This is a genomic window from Bdellovibrio sp. BCCA (assembly GCF_037996825.1).
Classification (GTDB): domain Bacteria; phylum Bdellovibrionota; class Bdellovibrionia; order Bdellovibrionales; family Bdellovibrionaceae; genus Bdellovibrio.
Genome location: NZ_JBBNAC010000001.1, coordinates 1,109,409 through 1,125,557 on the forward strand (window position 1 = coordinate 1,109,409; position 16,149 = coordinate 1,125,557).

The following is a 16,149-nucleotide window of genomic DNA, read 5'->3' on the forward strand; positions in this document are numbered from 1 at the left end:
GTAAAGCAATCACGATTCCAGATTTTTCTTAATATAAGGTACTTCCACAATGGCGCGGCAACCATACTTAGCCATCATAGCAACTGTAATGCGGCGAATGCCTTCAATGTTTCGTCCTTGTTTCCCTAAGAGCTGCCCGTAATCTTCGGGATGACAATCCACTTTGAAAACGGTGGTCTTTGTCCCCACTTCATAAGTCACAGTCACTTTTTCTGAATGATTGAGCATTGTTGTCAGCACGTTCTGTATGATCTCTTTCACTTCATCACGGAATGCTTTTCTTAATCCATCTACTTTAAGCACGTGTGTTGAATTCATTTTTGATTTATCCTTTATCCTAATTGTCAGCAAATTTGAGTTTTACTTTTTTTGTGCCTGTTGATTCGGGAGAATCTGGAAAAAACAAAGTCTAGTTTTGTTTTCTTGTTTACTCACTACGCATCCGTGTTTTCTAACAAAATGTCCCCGACTTATTTACGGTAAAAGAACACCACTGGTAGAATTATACCGTACATATAAACTTATTTAGGTGGCATCAATCGAAACAAAATATGACAAGCTGATGAAACGAATCGCGGAGAATATTAAAAAAATCCGCAAATCCAAGGGTTTGTCTCAGCGAAATATGGAAGACTACGGCTTTGATTTGCGAAATTATCAAAGACTCGAGGCGGGAAGCCATTCCCCCAGCCTTTACACTCTTCATAAATTATCTATCGCCTTTCGTGTAGAGATCTCCGAGTTTCTCAAATAGTTTTCTTTTTCGAAAAAATTCGAATAATATTATTCCTCACCTATTAAGATTTTCAAATCCCTGCCGATAACATTTTCGTGTTTACGGTATAAGTACACCACTACGGTTATTTCCACCGTCTTCCAAATAAAAACAAAAAAATACAGGGGATTTAGGGATGTTTTCAAAGCTCAGTCTGAAGGCTAAGATGTTGTCGGCGTTTGTTGGGATTTCGATGTTACTACTGGTTGTAGGCGGTATCGGGTGGTGGTCCAACAAAACCGTTTCATCTATTTATTCAAGTATCACGGCGCAGAATTTACCGAATATTCAAAACATTGGTCGTCTTCGCTATCGCGCGCAGGAGGTGAACCGCACAATGCTTCGGGCTTTTATGGCGAAAGATCCCAATGAGATTGCTTATTACACAAAAGAGTTTAACGAATCGCTTAAGATCTATGAAGACTTCACAAAAAAATACTTGGAAGTCGAATTCTTTCCAGGTGAAGAAGCGCTTTTCAAAAAGGCCGATGATTCATGGAAAAAATACGTGGCTTCTGCTCAAGAAGTTTTAAAGCTTGCGGGAAGACCGGACCAAGAAGCTCATGGACAAAAGCTTTTGGATGAAGAAGTTCGTCAAATCCGTCGAGACCATGTTGATGGTCTGGATGCTCTTCTTGCTTTCCATGATGAAAAAGTGAAAGCAGCAAGAGCTTCGGCTGAAAGCACAACTCATCAAGGCGAAATTTTTGTGACTTTCACAATTGTTATTGGTTTCTTGCTCGCGTGTGTGACGGGCTTCCTGTTCGCAAACTCATTGGCAAACACGTTAAGCCGTATCAGTGGTGAGATTTCAAACTCTGCTGATCAAACTTCAGCCTCCGGAACTCAGTTGTCCGCTGCGAGCCAACAGCTTTCTTCGGGTTCTTCTGAAGCGGCGGCTTCTCTTGAGGAAACTGTGGCGTCCTTGGAAGAGCTTTCAAGCATGGTTAAACTCAATGCCGATCACGCCAAAGAAGCTAATGCGTTGTCGCAAAAATCAAAAGACTCTGCAGAGCAAGGTGAAAGTGAAATCACAAAGCTTATTGGTGCCATGGAAGATATCGCCAGCGGTTCAAAAAAGATCGAAGAGATTATCACAGTTATTGATGATATCGCCTTCCAAACAAATCTTCTGGCTTTGAACGCGGCGGTGGAAGCAGCCCGTGCCGGCGAACAAGGGAAGGGTTTCGCCGTTGTTGCTGAAGCTGTCAGAAACTTGGCACAAAGAAGTGCGGCGGCAGCGAAAGACATCACGTCTTTGATTCAAGATAACGTTTCAAAAAGTGAAAACGGAGCGCGCGTTGCAAGTCAAAGCGGCGCGGTTCTTAAAGACATCGTGACATCTGTCAAAAAAGTGGCGGATTTGAACAGTGAAATTTCCGTAGCCAGCCAAGAGCAGGCCAGTGGACTTGAGCAGATTTCAAAAGCGATGAACCAATTGGATCAAGCGACACAAGGAAATGCGGCGTCTTCTGAAGAAGTGGCGGCGTCCTCTGAAGAAATGTCAGCACAAGCTGTCTTACTTGCGGAGTTGGTAATGGATCTTCGCGGTCTTGTTCAGGGCAATGGTGCAGAAGTGGCACAAGATGCAGTTCGTCCCAAAAGAAAAGCAGCTCCAATGGCTACTGTAAAGAATACGGCGAAACCTACTTTAGTGAAACATAGAAAAGAAGCCGAAGAAATTCTGCCTCTTGAAGATGCCAGCGAGCGCAAAGTCGGAAACGTTTCTGGTTTCTAAAGAGGATAATATGATTGACCAATATTTAACTTTCACGGTCGATAAACAGAACTACGGTGTTCAAATCAGTGCCATTCGAGAAATCAATCGCATCAGTGAAATCACCAAAGTTCCCGAAGCTCCTGCCTACGTGGCGGGAGTGATGAACTTGCGCGGAAAAGTCATTCCGGTGGTGACATTGCGCCTGCGTATGAAGTTGGCAGAGGCAGACGTCACAAAAGAGACTTGCACGATTGTTGTTGAAACAAAAGCGGGGCAGGTCGGTGTGATCGTAGACTCCGTCAGTTCTGTGATTAATCTTGATAAAAAAGACGTTGATGAAACTCCGGTCCAACAAGGCGACGAGAATTATATCATCGGCGTCGGCAAGCTCGAAAACGGAATGGTCTTGCTTGTTGATATCGAAAAATGCCTGGGCTCAGAGTTGATCTTTGGCGGCGAAGCAATCGCCGCCGAAGCCGCGTAACCGCATCTCGTTGTTGCGTAAGATCATTTTTCATCTGGTTTCTAAACGGAAAATAAGATAGATAGAGGTGACTTACGCAGATAATGTGACGCGGTTCGTTGGAGGACTTATGATGTCGCCGGGGCATGAGCAACAAATTGAAATTCTATTCGCCGTAGCGGGCCTTCTTCTTACGATTATTTTCGCTGTGATTTTCATCGGTGTGTGGAGAAATGCACGTCGCGAAGATAAAAAGACTTTAGAGTATCAAGCGAAACGCGAAATGCCGACAACGGCGGAAAAAGAAAAGACAGAAGTAGAGGAAGCTTTAGCGCACACTGACTCCACAGGCGAGATGGTCTCTGACATCGAGATTCCAGATCTTGCCAAAGAAGCTCGCCACGTTGTTGAAGAAACAGCGGTTGATCTCAAAGAAGCCCTTAAGAAAACCGAAGAAAATCTTTTTGGTCGCATTCGCAATTTGTTTAAAGGTGATACAAACAATAAACATCTCGAAGAAATCGAAGAGATTTTATATACCAGCGACTTGGGGCCAATGACGGTGCAACGTTTGATGGCGGCTCTTGAAGATAAATTGTCCAAGAAAGAGCGCGCTGATTACGACACGGTTCGCACGGCTCTAAAAGAAGAAATTAAAAATATTTTTGCTGGCTCTCACTCCGCAGCTCCGGATCAGGGTATCCTATCTAAAATCCAGTTCGCAGCAGAAGGTCCGACAGTTTTGATGATTGTAGGGGTGAATGGTGCGGGTAAAACTACGTCCATCGGAAAAATCTCTGCACAATTGGCCGGCCAAGGTAAAAAAGTTTTGGTGGCTGCAGGCGACACTTTCCGTGCGGCGGCGGGAGGACAACTCAAAGTTTGGACGGATCGCGCTCAAGTCGAAATTTTTTCTCCGGAAGGTGTAACAGATCCAAGTGCCGTGGCATTTGATGCTGTCGCCAAAGGCAAAGCGCAAGGTTATGATGTTGTGATCGTCGATACGGCGGGACGCCTGCACACCCAAGCGAACTTGATGGAAGAAATTAAAAAAATGAAGCGCGTGATGACGAAAGTCATTCCTGAGGCTCCTCATGAAACTTTGATCGTGCTTGATGCGAACTCAGGACAAAACGCTTTGATGCAAGCAAAAGAATTCCACAACGCTTTGGCTTTAACAGGGGCGATTCTAACAAAAATGGATGGCACCGCGAAAGGTGGCGTGGCGGTGGGACTTGCCCAAGAGTTGCAAATCCCTATCAAGCTTATCGGTGTCGGCGAAAGAATCCAAGATCTTCGCACGTTCTCGTCTCAAGAGTTTGTAGACTCTCTTTTTCAATAGAGAGTCTAACGGATCATCACTTTTGGTCGGCGATATGCTGAATCTGATCGGATTGGTAAATATGAAATCCCGGTTGGAAATTCAAGGCGGCAATCGCCATCGCTTTCGCAATATCAGTTGCTTTGATCGCGCGGTATTTTCTTAACGGTCCCACAAGAAGGGGATTGATATAAGAACTCAGTTTTTGAGCAACACCTTCGCCAGAGCGCTGTTCTTTGCGCTCTCCCAATATCAAGGAGGGTCTAAAGATTTCAATTTGCGGAATTTTTAATTCCCGCAGCGATTTTTCCATTTCGCCTTTGACGCGATTATAGAAAACACTCGAATTCGCATCAGCACCCATGGCTGAAATCACGATAAACTTTTGCGCTTTGACTTGTTCAGCAAGTTTTGCAAACTCCAAAACATACTTGTAGTCGACTTTACGAAAAGCTTCCTGACTGCCGGCTTTTTTAATCGTCGTTCCTAAACAACAAATAAAAATCTGCGCCTTTAAAGCGTCAGGATGGTCTTTGAGTTTGTCGAAATTCAGAATGATGTTTTCCGTGTGCGGAGGAATTTTTCCCATCGGGGAGCGACTGATCGCTTTGACTTTTGTGACTTGTTCAAGATGCGCTAAAATGAGAAGGAGCTCGTGTCCCACGAGCCCCGTCGCACCTACCATACATACATCAGTTGGATAGATCATTTAATTATTAGTTGCCGTTTCTGGTATTGTTGTTGTCATTTTCAGCTTGGTACTTGATCTCTGGTGGGTTGTGCGCACCAGAAGTTTTCAAGAACTCAGGAACAGAGTCTCTGAAATCCGCAAGACCGCTGACCTTGATCACACCTTTTGTAAGACGTGCATCTGGATGAGCGTAATCAACAAAACGACCTTCGTCCACCAAGAAGTAACCGCGGAAGTTTGTTTTCATGGCGTCCGCTTGTTTTCCAGAATCGATTCTGTAACGGTCGCCTGATTTTCCAGAAGATGCTTGGTTGCCATAATTCAATTGAACCGCATTTGGATATTGGTCGATGTCATACGTTCCTTGCTCGATCAGGTTTTGACCCGCGATTACAGGAATGGCTTTGTCGATGATTGTTTTTGCGTCCGCTGTCAAACCACCACTTTGTTGCGCGCCATTTGTCAAAAGGATGAAATCCCAATGTCCTGGTTTTTCAAACTTATCCGCATAGCGAGGAAGTGGAGTTGTTTTCTTTTTGAAGATACCTGTCGTCACTTCTTTTTCGCGAGTCGATTCACGAGCGTAAACACGGTAGATGTCTGTGCCTACTGGCAACAAACTGCGCAAGTACGCAACCGCTTTGTTTTCCAAGCGTGTGCAACCTGAAGAACCTGGATTTGAGAAAAGATTCATTAAGAAACCGCGAGTCAGTTCAATAGAAGCCGCGCCATCTTTACCCCAACCAATCGTTCCGTGCATCCATTGGTAGTTCATACCATTGATTTCGTCTGCCGGAGTCACTTTTGCTGCAAACCAACCGAAAGCACCATAGATTGTTGTTTTACCGTGAGCGTCTTCAACCATCCATTTACGTGAAGAAGCGATTTTAGAAATGCCGTCAGTGATAGGACCTGGGATTGATTTTAAATCTTGTCCAGCTTTATACCAATGCGGATAGTGGCCTTGACCGTCTTGATAGAACTTCACCCATTCAGAAATTCTCGCATGGCCTAGCCAGGTCTTAAACGCATTTGGATCTTCTTTCGTACCTTCTTCGGGACGACCGACAACCATTTCTGTTTCCATCACAAGTTTGTGAGGGCAACCCGGAGTCTCCGTGCAACGTTCATAAACGCGAGTTTTTTCCGTCGCCACGTTTTGAATCACGAAGTATTTAGAAGCTGCCGTCACAAGTTCTTTTTCAGAAAGATAATCTTTTGAAACAAAAAGTTCAGCCGCAGCATCTGCTTTTAAAGAAGACGACTTGATGATCTTGATTTGCACAAGGGGAGTGGCTTCATTTAATAGATCATAAATTTCCACTTCATCATTCATGGACAGTTTGCCGACAATATTATTTGCCGTTGTGGAGTTGCTGCTACGAACATTCAAGCTGTCAGCTGAAATGAAATAACGTTGTCCTACTTTAAGCTGGGATTTGTTAAGAGCCACTGCGGCTGCATTAACACTCACAGAGCTTGTGGCATCGGCAGTAAGTTCTTGTGCAAGACCCACAAGAGGTGAGCTGGCAATCAGCAGACCTAATAGTGCAGAACACAGTCGACGTGTTTTAAGCTTTGTCATAGTACGTCCTCCAGACAGTCGTCTTATTAAACCTTTGTCATTGACTCAAATCCCCTTAGCAAGAAGCGTGACAGAGGTCTTTGGTACGGTATTTTTTTATTTGGCCAATTTTCCCGTCAAATTCTTATTCAATGACGCCCAAAAGGGGCAACAAGGAGGTTTCATGAAGAAATTATTGGCGGCTCTACTGATATTTCTCCCGTGTCTGTCATATGCGCAGGGAAGCACGCGCTGGCGGATCACAAAACCACAATGGACCGATCAAGATGAAAATAAATTTGGTGAGTTTATCTCAAAAATCGGTGCAGCGGTGGAACGCAGAGAATGTCTTCAAGTCGACACGTGCTTAAAAAGCACGGCGAATCCCTACGCAGGAACAGATCCTTCCAGTCTGCGCTTGTTTGCCGACTGTGCGGATCTTCCGTATTTCTTACGAGCTTACTTTGCGTGGAAAAATGGACTTCCGCTCTCTGTACAGAGCGATGTAAGTCCACGCCAATCCGGAGACAATCCTGATGTGCGCTACACAAAATACGGAAACTACGTTACAGGTCGCTACAGTGTTATTCCGACCCGATTCAGCAGTCCCAACGCCATTGAAATTCTCAATAAAACAGTGGTCGATATGGTGTGGTCCGCTTCGTTCCGTTTAATCGGAGAAGAAGACACGGGATACTTCACGGATTTTTATCCTGTAAAACTATCTCGTGAGGGCATTCGTCCAGGCACTGTGATCTATGATCCTAACGGTCACGTCGCTATCATCTACAAAGTCACAGATGACGGACGTATTTTTTATATCGATTCACATCCTGACAATACTTTAACGTCAGGAATGTACACTCCTAAATTCACACGTAGTTTCCCTCAGCAAGGTGCGGGTTTTAAAAATTTCCGTCCGTTGGCTTTGGTGGGGGCAAATCGAAACGTAGCTGGTGAATACATCGGCGGCAGAATCGTCGGTGCTCGCAACTCTGCACTTCCTAACTACAGTCTTGAACAGTTCTATGGAAATCGCCCTGATCCAAGTGGTGATTGGCAAAAAGGTCAATTCATCTATCGTGGAGCCGCTTTCCCATACTACGAATATCTTCGTATCATGATGGCCAGTGGTGATTTGAAAATCGATCCTCTTCGCGACATGCAACAAAACTTAGCCGATATCTGCACAAGCTTAAAAGACCGCGTGGTCGCAGTGAGCCTAGGCAACAAAGCCGGCATTGATAAAAAACCCCATCCGGAACGTTTGCCGCAAAATATTTACGGAACTGACGGAGAATGGGAAGCCTATGCGTCGCCGGCACGGGATGCGCGTTTGAAAGTGTCCTACATGGATTTGCTTTCTCAAGCTCGCATTTTGATTCAACGTCACCGCACGGGAGATCCGAGCATTGTGTACAGTGGAGCAAATCTCGCTGCAGATATGCTCGCGGTTTACGATCGCGAAACTCGTGGTTGTCAGTTCACTTACACGAACTCCAGTGGAGGTGCTGTCACTCTGAATTCAGAAGATGCTCGTCAGCGTTTGTTTGACTTAAGCTTTGACCCTTATCACTGTGTCGAACTTCGCTGGGGAGCGAAATCTCCACAGGAGCTCGCTTCTTGTATGGACGATGCGAATAAGCGTGAGTGGTACAGTCGTGAAAGATGGTTGCGTAATCAATGGGAACGCCGCTATGACGCCCGCATGGATTTCTCTTTGGATGAACTCACAGGTCCTAAACCGGGCGCTGGAATCGCACAACCGCCGGATGTGGATATCATTCGCTATTTGAATTCACAGAAGTAAAAAAAAGGTACCAGTTACCTTTTCCTGAAACCTCTGAAAAGGCTGTCTCATTTTGAGACGGCCTTTGTTTTTGAAAAATATGTGAGCCAAATCAAGACGACAATTTTCGGCGCTTGTATAAGAAATTTTTCACGAAAGCCAAGGCAGGTCCAATAGGGCTGGCACTTTACTTGATAGTAACACCGTTGGAAGAGGGTGTTATGAAGATGAAGAGTTTAGTACAAAAGTCGTTTATCGTGGGTATGAGTTTAATTGTATTAGCTCCCCAATTTTCTTTGGCTCAAAGCAAACCTCAGATCATTCAAGATCAGGTGACGAGAGCGAGAACCAATCCTATCATCAATCCACGTTGGGGAAGTTTCCTTCTGCGCACGGATCGCCTTGCCAAGCTTTATTCTTTAAGAAACTACGAAGCTATTTGGGTTGACGCCAACGGAACTCCGAATGCGATGGCTGCACGCCTTAAATCTATTTTCGCTGAAGCAGATAAACACGGACTTAACAGTGCTGACTACTGGGATGAGCAAATTGAAAAAGGCTATCAAGCCACTCTTAAAAACCCCGGAGTACAGTGGATTACTTTTGAACTCTTAGTTTCTGAAGCGCTCATTCGTTACGTTTCGCATCTTTCTGCGGGCCGTTTTGATCCTGAGCAAATTGATACTGATATTAAGTTTAAGAAAAAAGATTTCGCTGAATTTACACAGTTAAATGCGGCGGTCTCTTATGGTCCCGAATCTTTGGCTTCTTCTTTGGAAGGTTTTGCGCCGACTCATCCTCGTTATCGCGAGTTGATGGGCGTTCTTGCGCAGCTTAAAGACATGAAAGCCAAAGGTGGCTGGGCCACGATCAATTCTCCAGGTTTTATTTTGAAGCTCGGAGTGAAAGACCCTGTGATCAATCAAATCAGAGAACGCTTCAACCAATTGGGTTATCGTATCTCTTATAATGGTGGAAACACATTCGATAACGAATTCGATCAAGTTTTAAGACAATATCAATCCATGAACGGCTTAACAGCGGACGGAATTATCGGAACTCGTTCCGAGGTTTTGCGTGCGTTGAATTTCACCGTGAACCAAAGAATCGCGCAAGTGGAAGTGACGATGGAAAAACTTCGTTGGTTGCCAGCCAACGTTGAGCAACGTCATATCTTTGTGAACTTAGCGACAACAGAATTCCGTCTTTATGATGAAGGTGGCAAAGTATTCCACTTTAAAACAGTGAACGGCCAACCCTTCCGCAGAACTCCTTCGATGAGAGACTCGATCACTTTCGTGAACTTGAATCCTTATTGGACAGTGCCTCGCAGTATCGCGATCAAAGATAAATTGCCAATGTTAAAACAAGATCCGCGCTATCTTGAAAAGCACAACATGCTTTTGATCGACGAAGGAACAGATCAAGTTGTCGATTCATCATCAATTGACTGGCGCAGTATGACGGCAAGAAATTTCACTTATTACATCCGTCAATTGCCGGGACCTGATAATGCGTTGGGCGTAGTGAAGTTCCCGCTTCAAAATCCGTGGGCGATTTACATGCACGACACAAATGAAAAACAACTTTTCGGCGAAAGCAAACGTCACCGCAGCTCTGGCTGTGTCCGCTTGGAACAACCGTTGGAACTTGCCGCATATCTTTTAAGAGATCAAGCAGGTTGGGGACTGGAAGATATCAAGTCTTACGTTCCTCTTTATGACAACAACATTCCTGGCGAAATTGATAAAAAAGTATTTTTGAAAAAGGCCATGCCGGTTTACTTCCTCTATCTCACTGTTGAAAAAACAGAAGATGGAGCGTTCCGATTCGTCGACGACGTGTATGGGCAAGACACTCGCGTGAGCAAAGCCTTGCAGAACAAGAAAAACTCTAGCGAGTTGTTTTAAGGAGTTGAGCTATGAAAAAATGGTGGATGGCAGTATCGACATTGTTGTTTGCAGGTTTAGCTCAAGCTCAATCTCTGGGCGCCTTGCAGGTGAACGGACAAGCGGGCAGTCAGCAGCTTTTCCAAAAAGTGAAAGCGGTTCGCTGCGTGGTCGGCCAACGTGGAACTTGTGATGCTCCCGTATTTTTTGATTTGAATGCTCCGGCTTCTGTGCCGGCCGGAACTTACATCGTGGGTTTTGAAAACTCTGTTTATCCGGAAATGGTGAAGGTGAACGGCGGTTATACAACGACTCTGAATTTGGAAAGAATCAGTGTTCCTTCGCAAGTGCGCGGCCAAAAGATCCGCGTTTATCGTGATTTCTCTTCTTTGATTGAACAAAAGAAAATCTATATGACGATGTTTGCGATGAACCGTCATCTTTTCCGTTTGGATAAAGATAACTTCGGCGATCTTTATATCGCGGGTCTTTGGGAGCGCGACTACGTTCAACGTTTCACTTATGAAGTGTGCCCTCGCATTGATGCTTACGGTGAAGTTTCCAGCGGCGCTCGCTCTGTGTGCAACGCTTGGAATACGGCCAAAGATCCGATGGGACTTCGTGAGCTTTATAACTTTTCTAACGATGGAACATTTCAAGAAATGTGGGTCACTTTCCCGGGCGACGTGATTCCTTCAAAACATCCTCGTTATTTAGTGTCAGCTCCTATGACAGAACAGGACTTTGTGGCTGTGTTCCCTGGTGCTTATAAAGTGCAAGCTGACGGAAAAAACATGCCGTCCGTCTCTGTCAAAGTAGGGAACGTGTCCCAGAATGCATCGACCTTTGGATTTTCATTGAACGCGGTGAAGTCCTTCATTAACCTAGATGGAGAGGACTGCTCATCTGCACGTACATGGAAAACAGAGTCCCGCGCGTACTGCACGAGCGACCAGCAAGAAGGTTGCGACCGCTCCAATGCGGAGAGTTGCGAACCCATGTAATGGGAAAGGTTCAATGCGAAAGATTGTTGTTAGTTTAATTATAGGACTTGGGCCTCACTTTGTGTGGGCTCAAGGTGTTAAGCCTGTTTCTGTTTCCTATGAAAATCTCATGCGCTGTTTCCCTGAACTTCAGGATGAAAAGCTCTCTTTCAAAGTAGATCTCAATCGTCTTAAAGATATTATCGACGAAAAATTCGTGACGTCCCAATCGCAACTGCGTCAAAGAAAGATCCACTATTTGGATGCTGAAAAGCAAGGCATGAATTTGATCTTGCGCACAAAATTTCGCGGCGAAAAGAAAATGGAAACGGAGTTGATTTTGCAGCAGGTGGATGCCAAAGGTGTTGTGACCGACATCAAGCTCACTGAGAATCAGCGCATCAATCCCAAGCAAGATATCATCAATAACTTTCTTTTGAATTCGACGATCAAATCGGACGAATACTCCTATAATGACACGAAGCTCAATGACGTGGTCTCGACCTACCGCCGGAACTTTAAAGACATCGAAGAGATTGAACTGGCCGATAAGCCCAATAAGCGTTCGATTCTCTGCGAAAATAAGAGTGATCTCGGCATTATATGCACGTGTTCCAAAAAATAATCTGTTGAATATCGACCTTTTAGAGATATACTTTTAGCAGTGTTGTTCTAGGATTTTTTCTAGAGTTTTAAAAGGTTTAGGCGATCTGCAACTGAGGTGCTAGTGACATCTGATAAAAAAACCTACGATTTTCTAATTGCGGGTGTCCCTTACAAACTAAAAACCTCTCATGACGATGCCACTGTGCAAGAGCTCGTCGATTTTGTTAATAGCAAAATGAATCAAGCCATGTCCCTTACTAAAAACGGTTCTTTCCAAAACGCTGCAGTTTTGACAGCGATGAATTTGGCGGAAGAGTTGATCCTTTTAAAACGCAAGGCCCATCGCGAGCTAGAGAAGCTCGAAGAAAAAGCGATGCAGCTTTCACTTGATCTAGAAAATTCCAAGAGCAACAAGGTTTTGAACAACTAACTTTGTTTTGATTTCTTGGGGATCCATTGTCTGTTTCTTGGAGCTCTAAAAAGGAATGTCGTTCCTTCTTTAAATCTCTTTGCGCTCAAGAGTTCGCGCAAGGTCTTGTTCAAAATCAACAGCAGCTCAATGCTCAATTGCGAGAGTTTTTAAAATCGCAATCGGGCCGCTGGGGAGCCTATCGGGCTTTGCCAGAGGAAGCTCAAGTCGAAGAGGTCTTTCAGATCTCTCACTTGAATTGGGTGTTTCCGCGAATGCGGGAAGGCCATTTGGAATTCTTTGAAGCACAACATTTTGTGCTAGGTCTTTACGGAGTTCAGGAACCAGCCCCTGACTCTGTCGCGCGAGATCTCAAGGACATCCAAGGTCTGCTGATTCCAGGTTTAGTGTTTAATAAGAATGGCAATCGCCTGGGGAAGGGCAAAGGGTTTTATGACAAAACCTTGATGAACTACCAGGGGATTAAAGTGGGGATCGGTTTTGATTTTCAAGTTACCAAGGACCCACTGCCTACCGAAGCCCACGATGTCGTGATGGATTATCTAGTCACCGAATCAGGCTTGGTCGATTGCAGGAAGTATCAGGAGTAAGGATCATGGAGTTAGTTATCACCGCAATTATCGGTGTGTTGTTGGGCGGAGCAGTTGTATTCATCATCAAGCGTCTTCAAGACGAGAACAAAAAGAAATCAGCACGTATCGAAGCTGAAAGAATCGTAAACAAGGCAAAATCAGAAGCTGCGAAAATCAAAAAAGATTCGGAAACGAAAGCCAAAGATTTTGAAGCCCGCGCCCGTAAAAACGTGGAAGCGGATATTCACAAGCAAAAGTCCACAGTCAAAAACAAAGAATCTCAACTCGAGCGTCGTTTGAAAGAGATCGACGATCAATTCAAGCACAAGATGGAAGAAAACGATCGTTATCTGAATTCTTTGAAAGACCGTGAAGAAAAAATCGCGATCTCTGAAAATCGTATCAAAGATCTAGAGAAAAAAGGCGAAGCTCATATTGGTGAGCTCAAACAAAAATTAGAATCTGTGGCAGCAATGTCGCAAGAAGAAGCTCGTCGTCAACTTTTGAACGCTCTGGAAGACGAAGCAAAACAAGAGGCCGCAAAAAAGATCGCGCAAATTGAAGAAGAAGCAAACAAAGAAGCCGATAAAAAAGCAAAACGCATTTTGGCAACAGCACTTTCTCGCTTCGCTTCTGAATACACATCTGAGCGCACGGTGAGTGTTTTGGCCCTTCCGAACGATGAAATGAAAGGGAAAATCATCGGCCGTGAAGGTCGTAATATTCGTACACTGGAAGCTCTTTGCGGTGTCGACTTGATTGTCGATGACACTCCGGAAGCCGTGGTGATTTCAGGATTTGATCCTGTTCGCCGTGAGCTGGCTCGTCGTACAATTGAAAAATTGATGGAAGACGGTCGCGTGCATCCAGCGCGTATCGAAGAAGTTGTTGAGAAACAACGTAATGAATTGATGAAGTCCATCAAAGAAGAGGGTGAACGTCATGTGATGGAATTGGGTATTCCAAACATGCACCCTGAGTTGGTTAAAATTATCGGCGGTTTGAAATACCGTTCTTACCAAGGTCAAAACGCTTTGAACCAAGCTTTGGAAGTTGCACAAATCGCAGGACTTCTTGCTGGTGAAATGGGTGTGAATGTGAAGCTCGCTCGTCGCGCGGGTCTTTTGCACAATATCGGTAAAGCGATTGATCACACAGCCGAAGGCAGCTATGCCTTTGTCGGCGCTGAAGCGGCGAAAAAATACAACGAGTCTGAAGACGTCTGCCACGCGATCCGTGCCCATGATGAAGAAGAAAAACCACATTCGATCCTTGCTTGGATCGTGCATGCGGCGTTCATCCTTTCTAGCTCTCGTCCAGGCGCTCGTCGTCCACAAATGGATTCTTTCATCCACCGTTTGGAAGATCTTGAAAGCATCGGTAACAGCTTTGACGGCGTTCTTAAAACATTGGCTCTGCAAGCCGGTAAAGACGTGCGCGTGCTTGTAGAAAGCAGTAAAGTGACAGACGACCAAGCTGTGATGCTATCTCGTGATATCGCTCGTAAGATCGAAAGAGAGATGCCACAAGCAGGCCAAGTGAAGGTCACTGTGGTTCGTGAAACACGCAGCGTGGAGCATGCACGATGATGCGTCCTGAAGAGCAGTTAGAAAGAATCAAGTTCGGTGTCGCTGAGTTTATCAACGACGAGGACATGCTGAAGAAACTAAAAAAAGGTCAGCCATTGAATATCAAGCTGGGAGCAGATCCTACGCGTCCTGATATTCATATTGGTCACACAGTCGTGATCAATAAGCTTAGAACGTTTCAAGAACTGGGACATAAAGTTTATTTCTTGATTGGCGACTTCACAGCGATGATCGGCGACCCTTCAGGAAAAAACACAACTCGTCCGATGCTCACTCGTGAAGAGATCGAAGAAAACGGTCGTACTTACGCAAAACAGATTTTTAAAATCTTAGATCCCGAAAAAACCGAAATCGTTTACAACTCCTCTTGGATTGGCAAAATGACTCCGGTGGATTTTATCCGCATGTCAGCGCAGTACACAGTGGCGCAAATGCTAGAGCGTGATGATTTCACGAAGCGCTATAAGTCAGGCACTCCGATTGGTATTCATGAATTCTTGTATCCGTTGACTCAAGGTTATGACTCTGTGGCTTTAAAGGCCGATGTCGAGTTGGGCGGTACGGATCAAAAATTCAACTTGCTTGTAGGGCGCGCCATGCAGTCCGCTTACGGGCAAGAAGCGCAATGTGTTTTAACGATGCCAATTCTTGAAGGCATTGATGGTGTTAATAAAATGTCCAAGTCTTTGGACAATTATATTTCCGTTGTTGATACTCCGAAAGATATGTTCGGTAAGACGATGCGTATCTCTGATGATTTGATGTACCGTTGGTACGAACTTTTGACGGACATCACAGCGAATCAGTTGTCGCAGCTTAAAACGGATGTGGCCGAAAAACGCAAACATCCTCGTGAAGTAAAAGTGAATTTGGCGAAGTTCTTAATCAAACGTTTCCACTCTGAAACAGCAGCTCAGGCGGCGGAAGATGAGTTTAATCGTATCTTCGTAGAAAAAGGTCTTCCTGACGATGTACCTGAATTTGAAGTCGAAGCCGAAGCTCAAGTGGGCTTGCCTGCTTTGATGGTGAAGGCGGGGCTTGTCGCTTCGAACGGCGAAGGTTCCAGACTTATCCAGGGTGGCGGCGTGCAAATTGACAGCGAAAAAATCTCTGATCCAAAACTCAAAATGGATTTAAAATCAGGTCAGAGCTTCGTTGTAAAAGCGGGAAAGAAGAAGTTCGTTAAGATAAAGGTTAAGTAATGAAAATTAAATTTCTTCCGCAAAATCTTGAAGTCGAGGCGACTCCGGATAAGAGTCTCCTGCAAATTGCGACGGAAAATCATTTGGAAATCCGCTCGATCTGCAAAGGAGTTCCTTCCTGTGCAGAATGCCGTGTGCGTATTGCGGAAGGCGAATCAAATATTCTTCCGCCGACGAAAGCGGAGTTGAGCCTTATCGGTACGAATTATTTTATCGATGGTAGAAGGCTTAGCTGCCAAGTGCGCTGCTTTGGCAACGTGACAGTTGATTTGACGGAACAAGTGGAGCGCGCAGAAAACCAAACGAAGAAGATTCGTGGTTTCCGTACGAACAAACAAGTTGAGTCGAAGGCTGTGAACGACACAATGCTTTTAGCTGAAAAAATTGAAGGCAGTGGTGGCGATAATCGACCAAGTGGGGGACAACAAAACCCGAAAGCTGAAGCTAACGAGGGACATCGCCAGCATCAACATCAGCATCAAAAATCTCATCAACAAGGTTCAAGATCCGAAGCATCGAAAAAAGATAAGAAGTAGGTCCTTAGTCTAGTGCAAT

General features: G+C 44.9%; 16 protein-coding genes. 13 read left to right on the forward strand and 3 right to left on the reverse strand.

Translation table 11 applies throughout. The features are described from left to right. Positions 1-9 precede the first annotated feature (9 nt). A complete protein-coding gene (locus tag AAAA78_RS05440) occupies positions 10-318 on the reverse strand; it encodes a KH domain-containing protein (protein ID WP_340590778.1) in 309 nt (102 codons plus the stop codon). 211 nt (positions 319-529) lie between these two features. On the opposite strand from AAAA78_RS05440, the gene AAAA78_RS05445 reads away from it, so the two are divergent. The 4 genes from AAAA78_RS05445 (at position 530) to ftsY (ending at position 4,300) form a co-directional block, all read left to right on the forward strand. Further along, entirely contained in the window at positions 530-754 is a 225-nt protein-coding gene (locus AAAA78_RS05445) for a helix-turn-helix domain-containing protein (RefSeq protein ID WP_340590779.1), read from the forward strand. 157 nt (positions 755-911) lie between these two features. Further along, entirely contained in the window at positions 912-2,513 is a 1,602-nt protein-coding gene (locus AAAA78_RS05450) for a HAMP domain-containing methyl-accepting chemotaxis protein (protein WP_340590780.1), read from the forward strand. Between the two features lie 10 nt (positions 2,514-2,523). After that, a complete protein-coding gene (locus AAAA78_RS05455) occupies positions 2,524-2,979 on the forward strand; it encodes a chemotaxis protein CheW (RefSeq protein ID WP_340590781.1) in 456 nt (151 codons plus the stop codon). A gap of 109 nt (positions 2,980-3,088) precedes the next feature. Then, positions 3,089-4,300 (forward strand): signal recognition particle-docking protein FtsY, encoded by a 1,212-nt coding sequence (gene ftsY, locus AAAA78_RS05460; RefSeq protein ID WP_340590782.1) that lies wholly within the window; start codon positions 3,089-3,091, stop codon positions 4,298-4,300. Between the two features lie 16 nt (positions 4,301-4,316). Here the strand turns inward: ftsY and AAAA78_RS05465 are convergent, their stop codons facing one another. Continuing rightward, on the reverse strand, positions 4,317-4,988 hold the full coding sequence (locus AAAA78_RS05465) for an oxidoreductase (RefSeq protein WP_340590783.1): 672 nt from the start codon (positions 4,986-4,988) through the stop codon (positions 4,317-4,319). Positions 4,989-4,995: 7 nt separating this feature from the next. Beyond that, a complete protein-coding gene (locus AAAA78_RS05470) occupies positions 4,996-6,555 on the reverse strand; it encodes a hypothetical protein (RefSeq protein ID WP_340590784.1) in 1,560 nt (519 codons plus the stop codon). 163 nt (positions 6,556-6,718) lie between these two features. On the opposite strand from AAAA78_RS05470, the gene AAAA78_RS05475 reads away from it, so the two are divergent. From AAAA78_RS05475 to AAAA78_RS05515, 9 genes are all read left to right on the forward strand, one after another. Continuing rightward, positions 6,719-8,344, forward strand: coding sequence for a hypothetical protein (locus AAAA78_RS05475; protein ID WP_340590785.1), 1,626 nt, complete (start codon positions 6,719-6,721; stop codon positions 8,342-8,344). Positions 8,345-8,544: 200 nt separating this feature from the next. Next, a complete protein-coding gene (locus tag AAAA78_RS05480; RefSeq protein ID WP_340590786.1) occupies positions 8,545-10,233 on the forward strand; it encodes a L,D-transpeptidase family protein in 1,689 nt (562 codons plus the stop codon). Positions 10,234-10,244: 11 nt separating this feature from the next. Beyond that, positions 10,245-11,216 carry a hypothetical protein gene (locus AAAA78_RS05485; RefSeq protein WP_340590787.1) on the forward strand — a complete coding sequence of 324 codons (972 nt, stop codon included), beginning with the start codon at positions 10,245-10,247 and terminating at the stop codon, positions 11,214-11,216. Between the two features lie 13 nt (positions 11,217-11,229). Then, positions 11,230-11,820, forward strand: a complete 591-nt coding sequence (locus AAAA78_RS05490; protein WP_340590788.1) for a hypothetical protein — start codon at positions 11,230-11,232, stop codon at positions 11,818-11,820. Between the two features lie 102 nt (positions 11,821-11,922). Further along, entirely contained in the window at positions 11,923-12,231 is a 309-nt protein-coding gene (locus AAAA78_RS05495) for a cell division protein ZapA (protein ID WP_295905448.1), read from the forward strand. Between the two features lie 26 nt (positions 12,232-12,257). Beyond that, a complete protein-coding gene (locus AAAA78_RS05500) occupies positions 12,258-12,821 on the forward strand; it encodes a 5-formyltetrahydrofolate cyclo-ligase (RefSeq protein ID WP_340590789.1) in 564 nt (187 codons plus the stop codon). A gap of 5 nt (positions 12,822-12,826) precedes the next feature. Beyond that, a complete protein-coding gene (rny, locus tag AAAA78_RS05505; RefSeq protein ID WP_295905444.1) occupies positions 12,827-14,392 on the forward strand; it encodes a ribonuclease Y in 1,566 nt (521 codons plus the stop codon). Next, complete coding sequence (gene tyrS / locus AAAA78_RS05510; RefSeq protein WP_340590790.1) at positions 14,389-15,594, forward strand: tyrosine--tRNA ligase; 1,206 nt, start codon at positions 14,389-14,391, stop codon at positions 15,592-15,594. The genes rny and tyrS overlap by 4 nt, the downstream gene beginning before the upstream one ends. After that, positions 15,594-16,130 (forward strand): 2Fe-2S iron-sulfur cluster-binding protein, encoded by a 537-nt coding sequence (locus AAAA78_RS05515; protein ID WP_340590791.1) that lies wholly within the window; start codon positions 15,594-15,596, stop codon positions 16,128-16,130. The genes tyrS and AAAA78_RS05515 overlap by 1 nt, the downstream gene beginning before the upstream one ends. Positions 16,131-16,149: the final 19 nt, after the last annotated feature.

Excerpts from the sequence above, each read along its gene's own strand:
- rny (WP_295905444.1), top strand. The coding sequence starts at position 12,827 with ATGGAGTTAGTTATCACCGCAATTATCGGTGTGTTGTTGGGCGGAGCA.
- AAAA78_RS05485 (WP_340590787.1), top strand. The coding sequence starts at position 10,245 with ATGAAAAAATGGTGGATGGCAGTATCGACATTGTTGTTTGCAGGTTTA.
- AAAA78_RS05490 (WP_340590788.1), top strand. The coding sequence starts at position 11,230 with ATGCGAAAGATTGTTGTTAGTTTAATTATAGGACTTGGGCCTCACTTT.
- AAAA78_RS05440 (WP_340590778.1), bottom strand. The coding sequence starts at position 318 with ATGAATTCAACACACGTGCTTAAAGTAGATGGATTAAGAAAAGCATTC.
- AAAA78_RS05475 (WP_340590785.1), top strand. The coding sequence starts at position 6,719 with ATGAAGAAATTATTGGCGGCTCTACTGATATTTCTCCCGTGTCTGTCA.
- ftsY (WP_340590782.1), top strand. The coding sequence starts at position 3,089 with ATGATGTCGCCGGGGCATGAGCAACAAATTGAAATTCTATTCGCCGTA.
- AAAA78_RS05480 (WP_340590786.1), top strand. The coding sequence starts at position 8,545 with ATGAAGATGAAGAGTTTAGTACAAAAGTCGTTTATCGTGGGTATGAGT.
- AAAA78_RS05465 (WP_340590783.1), bottom strand. The coding sequence starts at position 4,988 with ATGATCTATCCAACTGATGTATGTATGGTAGGTGCGACGGGGCTCGTG.
- AAAA78_RS05470 (WP_340590784.1), bottom strand. The coding sequence starts at position 6,555 with ATGACAAAGCTTAAAACACGTCGACTGTGTTCTGCACTATTAGGTCTG.
- AAAA78_RS05450 (WP_340590780.1), top strand. The coding sequence starts at position 912 with ATGTTTTCAAAGCTCAGTCTGAAGGCTAAGATGTTGTCGGCGTTTGTT.
- tyrS (WP_340590790.1), top strand. The coding sequence starts at position 14,389 with ATGATGCGTCCTGAAGAGCAGTTAGAAAGAATCAAGTTCGGTGTCGCT.
- AAAA78_RS05455 (WP_340590781.1), top strand. The coding sequence starts at position 2,524 with ATGATTGACCAATATTTAACTTTCACGGTCGATAAACAGAACTACGGT.
- AAAA78_RS05515 (WP_340590791.1), top strand. The coding sequence starts at position 15,594 with ATGAAAATTAAATTTCTTCCGCAAAATCTTGAAGTCGAGGCGACTCCG.